At 64.5% G+C, this 12898-nt stretch carries 9 protein-coding genes; 4 read left to right on the top strand and 5 right to left on the bottom strand.

The features are described 5' to 3' along the window. The first annotated feature begins 234 nt into the window (after window positions 1-234). The 3 genes from ABZO33_RS23575 (at window position 235) to ABZO33_RS23565 (ending at window position 2080) form a co-directional block, all read left to right on the top strand. Window positions 235-762 carry a DUF3455 domain-containing protein gene (locus tag ABZO33_RS23575; protein ID WP_414538000.1) on the top strand — a complete coding sequence of 176 codons (528 nt, stop codon included), beginning with the start codon at window positions 235-237 and terminating at the stop codon, window positions 760-762. A 74-nt stretch (window positions 763-836) separates the two neighbouring features. Continuing rightward, window positions 837-1385, top strand: a complete 549-nt coding sequence (locus ABZO33_RS23570; RefSeq protein WP_414537999.1) for a sigma-70 family RNA polymerase sigma factor — start codon at window positions 837-839, stop codon at window positions 1383-1385. Continuing rightward, window positions 1382-2080 carry an anti-sigma factor domain-containing protein gene (locus ABZO33_RS23565; RefSeq protein ID WP_414537998.1) on the top strand — a complete coding sequence of 233 codons (699 nt, stop codon included), beginning with the start codon at window positions 1382-1384 and terminating at the stop codon, window positions 2078-2080. Before ABZO33_RS23570 ends, ABZO33_RS23565 begins: the two co-directional genes overlap by 4 nt. 10 nt (window positions 2081-2090) lie before the next feature. Here ABZO33_RS23565 and ABZO33_RS23560 read toward each other — a convergent pair whose 3' ends face one another. The 5 genes from ABZO33_RS23560 to ABZO33_RS23540 all read right to left on the bottom strand — a co-directional run bounded on the left by ABZO33_RS23560 (window position 2091) and on the right by ABZO33_RS23540 (window position 7447). Further along, a complete protein-coding gene (locus ABZO33_RS23560; RefSeq protein ID WP_414537997.1) occupies window positions 2091-2324 on the bottom strand; it encodes a hypothetical protein in 234 nt (77 codons plus the stop codon). Window positions 2325-2337: 13 nt separating this feature from the next. Beyond that, a complete protein-coding gene (locus ABZO33_RS23555; RefSeq protein WP_414537996.1) occupies window positions 2338-2562 on the bottom strand; it encodes a hypothetical protein in 225 nt (74 codons plus the stop codon). Window positions 2563-2803: 241 nt separating this feature from the next. Beyond that, window positions 2804-5221: an ATP-binding protein gene (locus ABZO33_RS23550; protein WP_414538094.1), complete on the bottom strand. Its 2418-nt coding sequence runs from the start codon at window positions 5219-5221 to the stop codon at window positions 2804-2806. 2 nt (window positions 5222-5223) lie between these two features. Continuing rightward, complete coding sequence (locus ABZO33_RS23545) at window positions 5224-5913, bottom strand: response regulator (RefSeq protein WP_414537995.1); 690 nt, start codon at window positions 5911-5913, stop codon at window positions 5224-5226. A gap of 220 nt (window positions 5914-6133) precedes the next feature. Then, entirely contained in the window at window positions 6134-7447 is a 1314-nt protein-coding gene (locus ABZO33_RS23540; RefSeq protein WP_414537994.1) for an EAL domain-containing protein, read from the bottom strand. 299 nt (window positions 7448-7746) lie between these two features. Here ABZO33_RS23540 and ABZO33_RS23535 point away from each other — a divergent pair, with 299 nt between their 5' ends. Continuing rightward, a complete protein-coding gene (locus tag ABZO33_RS23535) occupies window positions 7747-12816 on the top strand; it encodes a YadA-like family protein (protein WP_414537993.1) in 5070 nt (1689 codons plus the stop codon). Window positions 12817-12898: the final 82 nt, after the last annotated feature.

Genomic DNA, 12898 nt, shown 5'->3' with positions numbered 1-12898 from the left:
CCCTTGGTTTTGCGGCCGTTAATACTGGGTCGAAACCGACAGCCCCGGTTCAGTACGGAGCGTGCGAACGTCAGAAGTTGTATTTGACACCCGTCATGATGTTTCTTGGAGCACCGTACGGGTGATCAAGGCGCCGATTTTTTTGATCCAGTGCATCCATTACGCCCCTTGGCGGGTATTGCTATTGGGCGGCCTGTGTCTGCCCAGCCCAAATACCTGTCAGGAGCACTGCCCATGAACCTCAAATCCACCGCCTGCCTGCTCGCCTGTAGCCTCGCCCTGGCGCTGCAGCCAGCCCACGCCCAGTCCGCGCTGCCAGATGCAGTCAAGGTCCCCGACGGCCATCGCGTCATGCTCGAAACCGTCGGCGTCGGCGAGATCACCTACGAGTGCCGCGACAAGGCCAACACCCCCGGCCAGACCGAATGGACCTTCGTTGGCCCCAAGGCAGTGCTCAATGACCGCGCCGGCAAACAGGTGGGTGACTACTTCGGCCCACCCGCCACCTGGCAGGCCAAGGATGGCTCGAAAGTCACCGGCACCCAGTTGGCGGTAGCCCAGGCGGACAAAGGCGCCATACCCTATCAGCTGGTCAAGGCCAACCCGGCTGAAGGCAAAGGCGCCATGGAAGGGGTCAGCTATATCCAGCGCTTGGCCACCCGCGGCGGTGTGGCGCCGGCGAGCGCCTGCACAGCACAGAACAAAGGCACCAGGCAGGTCGTCCAGTACCAGGCCGACTATGTGTTCTGGACAGCCAAGTGACGCGCACTTGACCGACACCCTGCATTTGATGATCTACGCTCGATGACAAGCCTCACACAAGGGAGCCGCACACGTTGAACTCGCCTGTGACTCCCTTCGACTTCCACCGCTGCCTGGAGGCCTGTGCGCAGGGCGACCGGCGAGCCCTGCAGGCGCTCTACGATCAGGAAGGTGCGCGCCTGCTGGGCGTTGCCCGGCGCATCGTGCGTGACGACGCCACCGCTGAAGACATCGTCCATGATGCGATCATTCGTATCTGGTCCCGCGCTGCCAGCTTCGACCCGGCGCGAGGCTCGGCTCGGGGCTGGATCTACAGCATCACTCGCCACCTGGCGCTGAATGCAATCCGCGATACTCGCCGTGAAACCGTGCTGGACGACGCCGACATCGACACTTCAGCAGGATTGCACGGGTGGACCGAAGACATTGACCTCTGGTCAGGCTCGGGGAAAATCTACCGCTGCCTCGAACAATTGCAGCCCGCACCACAGCGTTGCATCCTGCACGCCTATGTGGACGGCTGCAGCCACGCCGAAATCGCCGGGCTGTTGGGTGCACCATTGGGCACCGTCAAGGCCTGGATCAAGCGCAGCCTGAAGGCGCTGCGGGAGTGCCTGGAATGAGGCCGGATACTGCCGAAGCACTGGATACCCTCGCCGGCGAGTTCGTGCTGGGGACATTGTCGGCGGAGCAACATGCCGCAATGACCGAGCGCCTGGGCTCCGATCCGTCCCTGCGCGCCGCGGTGGATGCCTGGGAAGTACGCCTGCTGGAACTGACCGCGCTGGCGCCGCCGCAGCCCCCGAGCGCCCGTCTATGGGGCCGTATCCAGCGCAGCCTGAATGAACTGGCCATCCCCCCCACACAACAACGCGCCAAGTGGTGGCAACGCCTCGGCCTGTGGCAGGCACTGAGTGCTGCGGGGCTGGCTGCAAGCGTGTTGCTGGCGTTTACCATGCTTGCGACGCCCCCGCCCACCACACAATTCGTGGTGGTGCTCGTGGCACCGAGCAGTCAGGCCCCCGGCTGGGTGGTGCAGACCAGCGACAGCCGCATGATCGAGCTGATACCGCTTGGCAAGGATGTGGTCCCTGACGGCATGGCCCTGCAGTTCTGGACCAAGGGCGCGGCGTGGCGCGCACCGGTCTCGCTGGGCCTGGTCAAACCTGGTGAACCCTATCGTGTTCCGCTACAGAGCCTGCCACCGCTGGAGGCCAACCAGTTGTTCGAGCTGACATTGGAGAGATCCGGCGGTTCGCCTACCGGGTTGCCGACGGGGCCGGTGAAGTTCATTGGCCGCGCAGTAAAAGTGATATGAGCCGATACGCTCAGTACTCAAAGAACAGGCACCTACTGCGCACCAGCACTTTAGAAAGTTCGTTGAGCCGCTGCGCTTCCTCGCGCAACAAGTCGACCACATAACGGATGGTCTCGGCGTATTCCTCGGGCAGTCCGGCCAGGTACTCATCGAGGTCGACGACACAGCTTTCGTTGATAAAGGCTGCCCGCGATATCCGCTCGTGCAGCAGGTGGGCCAGGTGAAGACTGTCAATGGAGTTCATTGGCGGTTCACTGTCAGCAGTTCAGCACTGATGCGTAGCGCTGGGTGATGTCCCTCGACAGGCACCTCAGGGCGTCGGCCTCGCTGTGCAGTAGCATGATGATGGCGATGACACTGTTGGCCTCGGCACTTGTGAGTTTGCGCAGGATCAACAGCAGATCGGTGGCGCAGCTTTCGTTTACCGACGCCGACTCGATCAGGCGCAGTTGCAGGTGCTGGATGCTGTGAATGGAGTCCATGAGTAGCCTTTCGTTGCGCATGACAGAGGGGGCAGCCAGATTGCTCGAGGCTGTTTGAGGGTCTGTACGAAATGTGTCTACGCGAAGGCCAGACACGGCGAAACGGGGGGGAGCAAGGGCAGTGTACTGGCGTACATGAGCATGCCGAGCCCCGTTTCAACGCAGTATGGGCGGGTGCAGATACATGTCGTGCAGAGCCTAGCCTTGGGCGGCAGGCGACCCAATAGGACTGGTCCGAATTTCAGCTGGCAGGATGACCTTGGGCAGCAGCGGGTGACTGCGTTGGGCTGGTGGTGCTGCGCAGCGCCAGTATCAGGGCGCGCAATATCGAGCGGTAAGCGGGGTCGTGCCAGGGCCTGGACGCCTTGAGCAGGGCTTCAAGTTCAGCGGCCTCGCGCGCCACGGCGGGCCACTCCATGCTCAGCGCGGCGCCATGCAGCCGATGAGCGGCATGTCTGGCGGGCTCCAGTTGGCAAAGCGTAATGGCTTCAAGCAGGGCGAGCAGGTCCTGCTCGAGGGCTTCGCGGATGCGCACGTCGCTCATCCTGTCGGCATCCGAGAAGGGATGAGGGATCAACATCAGTTCGACGCCACACCACAATTCGATGGCGTCCTGCAGTTTGCCCAGGCTGATCGGCTTGCCCAGGATGCCATCCATGCCGGCGTCAAAGCAGCGGCTGACATGTTCGTTGTCGGTGGACGCGGAAATGGCGATGATCGGGCAGCGTGCCTGGGCGGCGTCGTGCTCGATCATGCGGAACATCTGGGTCAGCGAATAGCCATCCTGATCGGGCAGGTCGCAGTCCATCAGGATCAAGTCGTAGGTACCTTGTTCGAAGCAATCCATGGCCTGTGCGCCATCCTTGGCAATCACCGCGGTACAGCCGAATCCCTCGATCTGGGCCTGTAGCACTGCCTGGTTGGCCACGGTGTCCTCCACCACCAGGATGCGCAGATTGTGTGTGGCGGGTAGCGGGCCACGGACAGGCACGGTCTCCAGATGGTTTTCCAATGCGCTTGCAGGGGCCAGCTCGGCTGCCAGTGACAACTCCATTCGTGTGCCTTGGCCCGGCGTACTGTCGAGGGTGATGCCGCCTCCCATCAAGTGCAGCAAATCGCGACAGATGGCGAGCCCCAGGCCGGTGCCACCCGAGCGCCGGTGCGCACGCGCCGCCTGACTGTATGGCTGAAATAGCCGCTGCTGGGCTTCGGCGCTGATACCAATGCCGGTATCCGTCACGGTCAAGCGGATGTGCTTGAGTGAAGGGGTATCTGTATCGGCGATCTGGTAGGCCACCTCGATACCACCCTGTTCGGTGAACTTGATCGCGTTGGACAGCAAATTGTGCAGCACCTGCGCCAGGCGGGTGTCATCGAGCATCAGCAGGGGCGGATCAACGACCCCTACAACGCTGATCGACAGATGCCGTTCACGGGCACGCAAACTGTGCAGGTCGACCACGTTCCTGACTAGGTTGTTGAGGTTCACCGGTACTGGCTCCAGTTTCACCTGGCCGGCCTCAAGTCGTGAGATGTCGAGCACATCGTCGAGTAACGTCAGCAGTGACTGCGCGCCGGTACTGGCCAGTTGCACGAAGTGCTGCTGCGTGCGGTCCAGCGGCGTGTTGTGCAACAGTTCTACAGACGCTAGGACCGCGTTCATCGGTGAGCGAATTTCGTGGCTCATTACGGCCAGGAACATGGCCTTTTCCCGTTCGTTGTTCACGGCCCGCTGGCGCTGGCGATGGGTCTGATAGGCCAGTCCCACCAATAACAGCACCACCAGTGCAGTCAGGGCGACTTCATGAGGGTAGTGATCGGTCAGCTCGCGCAGCCCCATGTGTGGCGTAGCATGTCCTTCGATCCAGCTTGCATGCAGCTCGCGGACTTCCTCGCGGCTCAACGAGTCCAGTACCTGCTGGATGATCCCGAACAGCATTGTGTCATCGGCACGCGTGCTCATGCCGAGCTTCGAGCCCATATCGCTCACGACGCCACCAATCTGTAGCTGACCCTGAAACTGCCGGTACAGGAAGGGTACGAGGTAGGCCTCTGTGGCTATCGCGGCGTCTGCGGTGCCATCGGCCACTTGTTGCAGCATGTTCAGCGCGCTGCCTCCAATGATGGTGCGGGCTTTCGGTGCCTTGATATCGAGTACCTCGCGGTAGCGATCGGAGAAGGGCAGGGTCACGGTCAGTCCATTGAGTTGGTCGAGACCGATAATGGGCGGATGAGTGGCGCGAATGACCACTACTGCGGTGGTGTTCAGGTAGAAACTGGTATGACGCAAGCGCGGATCGTGGCCACTGGGGCCATTCAGGCGCACGGCTGAGATCAGGTCGGCCTTGCCGCTCGCCAGCAGTTCGGCACGGTCCTGTAGCGAATGGGCCGGGATGTATTCCAGGCGCATGCCCGTCTTGCTTGCGATCAATTGCAAGTATTCTGCGGAAAGACCTCGCAGGTGGCCGTTTTCCATGTATTCGATGGGCATCAAGTCTTCGACCACGGCAACGCGCAATACCGGATGCTCTGCGATCCACGCGCTTTGCTCAGTGGTGAGCGCGAACGGCACCGGTGGATCGTTCTCCAGTGCCCAGGCATTGGGGGTGCATAACAGGGCAAGCAGAAGCGAGGTGCGCAGGTGGCAATGGAAGCGCATCGTCACTCCAGGGTCTTCATGATCTTGAACAGGCCATTGTTGGAGGTCACCCCCAGCTTGCGGAAGGCTGTCGCTTTCTGGGCGCTGATGGTCTTGATGCTGCGGTTGAACTTGTCAGCTATCTCGGTCACCGTCATGCCTTCCAGGTAACAGCGGATCACTTCCTGCTCGCGTGCCGACAATCCGGCGCGGCCGAGCGCATTGTCGCTCGTCGGTTGCTGGGCCGGGTCAACCGGGCGGATGGCGTCGGCAACCTGGTAGGACATGTCGGCGCTGAGGTAGATCGCACCAGAGGCGACGGTGCGAATGGCCTTGACCAAGCCCGAGAGGTCTTCGTCTTTTCCGACGAAGCCACGGGCACCGACTCGCAATGCCAGTGAAACGGTGGCCGATTCGTGGTGGGTCGACAGCATCAGGATCCGGCAGTCAGGGAAGCGCGCACGTAGGGCGCGTATCAGCGAAACACCATCGAGTTCGTCGCGTCCCAAGGCAAAATCCAGCAACAGTACCTGCGCCGGGGCGCCAGCCATGCCTCGTAGCAGTTCGCGGCTGTTTTCATAGACTCCGACGATTTCAATGCCGGGCTCCTCGCCAAGGTGACTGACAAGGCCGTGCCGAACGATGGCATGATCGTCAAGCAGTGCTACACGTAGAGGTTTCATAGATGCCAATGAACACTCGATGAAGGTCAAGCGACTGTAAGATTAAAGACCATGAACACGGCCGATACCAGTGCCTGACCAAGCAGATAAATGAACACAGGCTCCCAAATAACGACCATAACTCGCGGCGCTTTTTGCGCTCATGCGGCGTTGTCGCTCCTCGCCGTAGCTGGGCTACGACTCGTCGCGACGCCTTGCCTGAGCGCAAAAATCGCTCGCGATTTATTGGTCGTATTTGCAAAACACCACACTAGGGCAGAAGCATATCGAAGAACGCGTCTCGCTCCAGCGGGCATGCCAGGGCGAACCCTTGTCCGGTTCGGCACCCCAGGCGGCTGAGTAATTCGATGCTGGCGGCGTCTTCTATGCCCTCGGTGACCAGGTTCAGATTGAACAATCGCGCCAGGCCGACGATGCCGGAAATGATCTCGCTTGATTGCGACGACTGCCCCACGGCCCGGACCAGCGATCCGTCGATCTTCATTTCATCAAAAGGTATGCGTGCCAACAGGGCGAGGGTCGCGGCGCCGGCCCCAAAATCATCCAGCGAGACCTTGAAGCCCTTCGCACGCAAGGCTGTGATCGAGGCTGACAGTGCCAGTTCGTTGTCCGCTGCCATCTCTTCGGTCAGTTCGATTTTCAGGCGCCGGGTGGGCAGTCCTGCCTTGAGCATCTTGTCCGCTAGCCGCGTGGCCAGCCCCGCAGCGCAGAGTGTGCGGGCCGATGCATTGATGGCGATGGGGATATCCAGCCCAAGACGATCAAGGGTGCCCAGGATTTCGATCACCGACTTTTCGATGTAGCTGAACAGTAACAGGTCGAGTCCCAACTGATTGACCAGTGGAATCAGAATGGATGGCGGCACCTCACCGTATCGCGGATGCTGCCAACGGACCAATGCTTCGGCGCCTACCACTCGCCGGCTGGTCAGGTCGTATTGGGGCTGCAAAACCACCCGCAGTCCCTCGCCTGTGGCCAGTACAGTGACAACATCATCTTCGCCGATCAGGTTTTCCAGCTTTTCCGGCTTGGCGCTTTGCGGCCGGGGATGTTCAGTGCCTACGAGCTTCTCGAGTACCTGCGGCAGTTGCATGGGATCACTCTCGCCGACGATCTCGACGTGAATGCCTGCGGCTTTGGCCAGGCGGGCATGGGAGGCCAGCGCGATGGTGGATATGCCATTGAGCGACTCTTGCCAGTCGTGCTCGTTACTTGTGTCTGGCTCGGTCGTACGGGGGTGCGGGACGCTCTGTGCGGTCCAGACGATATGCGGAATGCTGCACAGGCGACCGGACGAATTCATCTCACTGACCCAGCACGGGAGCATGAGGCTGTCGACTTGGTTGGCATGGATCTCGGCCATGATGATGTCCACCGACTGCTTGCGCAGTCGGGTCATCAGGCTGTTCAGCGAGTCGAGATGCTCGATGTGGAACAGCTCGCTGTCACCCAGGCGGGCAATCATGCGCAGTGCGTAGTGTTCATCGTTGCTGAGTATGACCAGACGGGGCCGGCAAGCGGGCGCGGTGGCGATGACGGACTTTGCCATCTTAAAGGTGCTCATTGGTTGACCTGCCGGCATTTGAGCAATTGGCCATTAGCCGCTCCATAAGACTGGGCCTAAAACGCCTGTGCCGGGTGAAGTCGCTGCAGAGTTGCCGGCAGGCGACACGGATCATTTTTAGGAGCAGTCCGATGGTTGCCGGGGCACGTGCTGCGCAGAATCCGCCGCCAACAGGGTCCGCCGCGATTGATCGCCAGCGTGGCGCACCTGGCCTGCATGGCGTGTGAGCGTCATATGAACGAGCTACAGGGTGAGCCATCGTGAAAGTCCCATCGTGTCGTCGCGTACCGAGCGTTGCCATGCGCGACGCGCTGTTGAGTCCCATCTGCCTGCTGGTGCGCATGCGCTACACCGCCCCGCGCGAGCGCCGACTTGCAGCTTTAGGCCTGATGACCGTGACCGGCATCAGCGCCTGGCTCGGGCTGGCCGACGCCCATGCCGGAAATGGCGTGCACATCAATTCTGCCAGCTCGGGCGAGTGCGCCAGCTTCAACGACCCGCAGAACAATGACGGTACGGCTGCCTCTTACCTGGCGGAAAACGTCAAGTTCAAGGACGCAGCGTCCGGCAAGTGCGACCCGGCCAGGAAAGCCACGCAAACCGATTCGGTACTGTTCTATCGCCCCGGCAGCGGAGAGGGGGCGACATCCCTCAGCCTGGGCGGCGAGTTGTACGTCAATGGCGGGCGTTTGCTGCTGGGCCAATCGGCGAGTGCTGCCCGGATGGTGATTGGTAATGACGCGACCCAGGCCATTGTCAATGGCTTTGCCATCGGGCACGGTGCCCAAGGCAACGGCGGTTGGGGCATGGCTGTCGGCTTCGAGGCCAAGAGTCTCAACCAATACGCCCACGCCTTTGGTTACCAGGCCGAGGCGGGTCACCAGTACGCCACGGCCGTCGGCCCGCAGACCAAGGCCAGCGGCGAACGCGCCACCGCGATCGGGGCAAGTGCCGAGGCCAGTGGTGCTGGTTCCCTGGCTGCGGCCCACGGCGCCAAAGCCCAGGCCTTGCACTCGGTGGCCGCCGGTGCCAATGCCTCGGTCAGTGCAGACAGCAGCGAAGGGGTCGCCCTGGGTGCCGGTGCCACGGTTACGCACGCCAAGAGTGTGGCCCTGGGCAGCGCCTCGACCACCGAGGCGCGGCGAACCGTTGCCCCGGTGACGCTCAATGGCACCACCTACACCGTCGACAGCAGCAAGACCGAGGGCGTGGTCAGTATCGGCAATGCCAATCAGAGCCGGCAGCTGATCAACCTGGCGCCGGGTGCGGTCAATGCCACGAGCACCGACGGGGTCAATGGCGCGCAATTGCATGCAGCCTATGACGCGATCCAGAAGCTGGGCGAGCGCGAACTGGCCGCCAGTCAATCGGTCGCCAGCGCCCTGGGCGAAGGCACGCAGTTCAAGGACGGCAAGCTGGTGCTGGCGCCGTTGACGCTTTCCAGCCTGGGGCAGGGCATTGCGCAACCGACCACCGTGGTGGGCGCGATCAAGGCTCTGGACCGGGTTCAGCAGAGCACCCAGGGTGCGCTGGATACCGTCGACGCGTTGGCCAAGTCGACTGCCGAGAAGGTGCGACTGGCTGCGTTGCAGAAATACCTGGGCTGGAGTGATGAACAACAGGTCTTTACCGCGAGCCAGGGCGATCGCCCACAAAACCGCATCAGCCATGTCGAGGCCGGCGTGGCTGCCACCGATGCGGTGAACAAGAGCCAGCTCGATACCGTGCAGGGTGTCGCCAGCAGCGCGCGCGACCTGGCCACAACCGCCAAGGCCGACGCTGCGGTGGCCCAGGGCAGTGCGGATAACGCCAGGAGTCTCGCCAATGCCGCCCAAAGCAGTGCCGAACAGGCGCTGCAAGCTGCTGCCGGTGCACGCTCGGTCGCTGAACAGGCGCAAGGCAGTGCCAACGATGCGCTAACCGTCGCTGGCAACGCCCAGCGCAGTGCCGACGCCGCGCAACAAAGCGCGACCCGCGCACAAGGTGCGGCCAGCGATGTTCAGCAGCTGGCCGGGCGTGTGCAGGAGGCGGCTGGCCAGGCCCTGGGCACCGCCAATACGGCGCAGGCCACGGCGGCTGGCGCCCAGGCCGGTGCCGATGGCGCATTGGCCGTGGCCCAGGAGGCGCGCCAAGGTGCCCAGGCCGCACAGGACACCGCGAGCAAGGCGCAGGACAGCGCGGCCGGCGCACAACGTATCGCCAGCGCCGCCCAGGGTTCTGCCGACACCGCTACGGCGTCAGCCAGCGCCGCGCAGCAGAGCGCGGCGGCGGCACAGGGCAGCGCCAGTGAAGCGCTTCAAGCTGCCCGTGATGCCGGGCAAACCGCAGCCTCTGCCCAAGATACCGCCACTGCCGCATTGGGTTCGGCGGCCAGCGCAGAGCGCGCCGCACAAACGGCGCAAGGCACCGCCGACGGCGCGCAAGGCGCAGCAACCGCCGCCCGACAAGCCGCCACCACCGCCCAGGCCAGTGCCGACAACGCGCTGGGGGTGGCGAACACGGCGCAAGCGAGCGCCGTGCAGGCCGGCCAGCGTGCGGACACCGCCCTTACGGCCGCCAGCGCTGCCGGCAAGGCCGCCGAAGGCGCGCAAGGCACCGCCGATGCAGCACAGGCCTCGGCCAACCGCGCGCAACAGACCGCCGATACGGCCCAGGCCACTGCGCAAGGTGCCCGCGCAACGGCTGACAGTGCGCAACAGGGTGCCGGCCAGTCCCAAGCGACGGCCGACAATGCGCTGGCGATCGCCAATGCCGCGCGCCAGGGGGCCGAGCGCGCCCAGGCCGATGCATCGGACGCGCGTAACCTCAATGAAAGCGTCCGTCAGGTCGCCCAGCAGGCGGCGGCCACCGCTGATTCGGCGCAGGCTTCTGCCACCGGCGCGGCACAAGCCGCCGGAGCGGCGCAGCGTAGCGCCGACTCTGCCTTGAGCGAAGCCGGCCAGGCGCGTGCGGCAGCCGATGGCGCGCAAACCACTGCCAACACCGCGCTGACCACGGCGACCAGCGCCCGTGACGGTGCCAGCGCTGCGCAACAGGCTGCCAACACGGCATTGGGCAGCGCCAGTTCGGCCCAGGCCAGCGCCGACAAGGCCCAGGTCAGTGCCGACAGCGCCTTCGCTACGGCGGATGATGCCGGCAAGGCGGCCGCGCGTGCCCAAGGCGTAGCCGATTCGGCCTTGGGCGCTGCGGCCCAGGCCCAGCAGACCGCCGACAGTGCCAGGGGCATTGCCACCAGCGCCCATGACCTGGCCAGCACGGCAGGGCAGGCGGCGACAGCTGCCCAGGGCACTGCCGATAGCGCCCTGGGGGCGGCGGCCAACGCACAGCGTACCGCCGACCTGGCACAGACCACCGCGGGCACTGCCCAGGGCGTGGCCAGCCAGGCACTGCAAGCTGCGGCGGGCGCCCAAGGCAGCGCCGACCAGGCCCTGGGTGTCGCCAGTACTGCCAGGACCACCGCTGAAAGCGCACGCGAAACCGCCGAGGGTGCCAAGGCCCGTGCGGATGTTGCAACGGGCCAGTTGCAGGGGCTGGAGGCAGGCGAAACGGTGGTCGCCCGTATCGACAAGGCGGTGCGAGATGCTGCGGATACAGCCAGTGGCTTCCTCGCCCAGGTATTGGGTGGCGGCGCCAGCGTCGACAGCGATGGCCAGCCAACGGCTCCGGCCTATGCCATTGGCCAGATAGCGGCAGATGGCAGCGTGACGCCGTCATCGCACGCCAATGTGGGCGACGCGTTGGCCACGCTCAACGGCAACCTGGGTACCCTCAATGGCGCCGTGCAAGCGCAGGGCCAGGCCATCGGCGGGCTCGGCGAACGGGTTCGGCAACTGCGTGATGACAGCTTGCTCTGGGACCCGGCACAGGGTCAGTACAGTGCCGGCCGCGGCGAGCAGCGCAACACACCGGCGCGTATCGGCAACCTGGCCGAGGGGGTGGCCCCGACCGATGCCATCAACATGAGCCAGCTCGACAGCGTCCGGGGTGTTGCGACCGCTGCCCGGGAGGCTGCAAGCCAGGCCGGGCAGGCCGCCGACCAGGCCCAGGCTACGGCTGCCGATGCCACCCTCAGCGCCGAGGCGGCGCAGCAGGCGGCAGGCAAGGCACAAATCACCGCCGACAGCGCGTTGCAGACAGCCGACGGTGCGCAGCGCGCGGTGGCGTTGGCGCAAGGTGCGGCTGACAGTGCGAAGGTCCGTGCCGACAGCGCCGCTGCGTTCTTGCACGGCTTTGGCGAGGGGGAAACGGTTGCGGGCCGTCTGCAACAGGCCGTTCGTTCGGGTAGTCAGGCCCTGGCCGATGCCTTGGGCGGTGGCGCCGTGGTCCGGGCGGATGGCAGCCTGCAGGGGCCGACCTATCACCTGGCCGACCCGCGCGATCCTGCCGCTACGGTTCAGGCAGGCTCGGTGGGCGATGCGCTCAAGACGCTCGACGACACACTGGCTGCAACCCGCACCCAGGCCGCCCAGGCGGGCGAGCGCGTCGACAAGCTGCGCGGCCAGATCGACAAGGGCGAAGTCGGGCTGGTACGGCAGGCGCCCGACAGCCGCGACATTCAGGTCGCACGGGACACCGACGGCACCCGGGTTGACCTGGCCGGCAACCAGGGGCCGCGGACCTTGAGCGGCATTCGTGATGGCGCGGTGAACCCCGACAGCGGTGATGCCGTCACCGGCCGCCAGTTGAATGCGGTGAGCGAACAAGTGCAGCGCCTCGATCGCCAGGGCAATGGCATCTCGGTCGATGCCGAGGCTGATGGCAGTGATCGGGCCCAGGCCATGCCGGATGGACGAGGGGTGGCCGTGGGCAGCAATGCCCGAGCCACCGGCGAGCGTGCGGTTGCGCTGGGCGCCGGGGCCAGTGCCCAGGGTTCACGCAGCACGGCGCTGGGCACTGATGCGCGGGCCGATGCGCCCAACAGCGTGGCGCTTGGCGCCGGTTCTCGCGCCGATCGCGCCGATACGGTATCAGTGGGCAGCGCAGGCCGCGAGCGGCAGATCACCCATGTGGCAGAGGCCACCGAGGCCACCGATGCGGTGAATCTCAACCAGGCCACGCGTTTGTTCAGCGAGGCTGTCGAGCAGTCGCGTGAGCAGGCCAACGCCTACACCGACCGGCAGGTTGGCGCGTTGCGCCAGGAAGCGTTCGCCGGCATCGCGTCGGCCATGGCCATGGCTGCGCTGCCTTCCACCTCATCGGAGGGCAAGGCAATGGTGGCCATGGGCACGTCCTACTATGAGGGGCAGTCCGCCGTGGCCGTCGGGCTGTCCGGGCGCAGCGAAAATGGCACCTGGGCCTACAAGGCCAACGGTTCAGGCAACGCCCGCGGCAGTGTCGGGCTGGCGGTCGGGGTGGGCTACGAGTGGTAGCGCGATCCTAGGCGGCCACCAGGGACTGCGTCGCAGTCCTATGGGGCCCGATGCCAGGCAGCATCGGGCCTCGGCCGATTTT

This window comes from Pseudomonas sp. CAM1A (assembly GCF_047501685.1).
In the GTDB taxonomy this organism is placed as follows: domain Bacteria; phylum Pseudomonadota; class Gammaproteobacteria; order Pseudomonadales; family Pseudomonadaceae; genus Aquipseudomonas.
This window is presented reverse-complemented; position numbering and strand designations above follow the sequence as displayed.

Excerpts from the sequence above, each read along its gene's own strand:
- ABZO33_RS23560 (WP_414537997.1), bottom strand. The coding sequence starts at position 2,324 with ATGAACTCCATTGACAGTCTTCACCTGGCCCACCTGCTGCACGAGCGG.
- ABZO33_RS23555 (WP_414537996.1), bottom strand. The coding sequence starts at position 2,562 with ATGGACTCCATTCACAGCATCCAGCACCTGCAACTGCGCCTGATCGAG.
- ABZO33_RS23550 (WP_414538094.1), bottom strand. The coding sequence starts at position 5,221 with ATGCGCTTCCATTGCCACCTGCGCACCTCGCTTCTGCTTGCCCTGTTA.
- ABZO33_RS23535 (WP_414537993.1), top strand. The coding sequence starts at position 7,747 with ATGCGCGACGCGCTGTTGAGTCCCATCTGCCTGCTGGTGCGCATGCGC.
- ABZO33_RS23565 (WP_414537998.1), top strand. The coding sequence starts at position 1,382 with ATGAGGCCGGATACTGCCGAAGCACTGGATACCCTCGCCGGCGAGTTC.
- ABZO33_RS23575 (WP_414538000.1), top strand. The coding sequence starts at position 235 with ATGAACCTCAAATCCACCGCCTGCCTGCTCGCCTGTAGCCTCGCCCTG.
- ABZO33_RS23540 (WP_414537994.1), bottom strand. The coding sequence starts at position 7,447 with ATGAGCACCTTTAAGATGGCAAAGTCCGTCATCGCCACCGCGCCCGCT.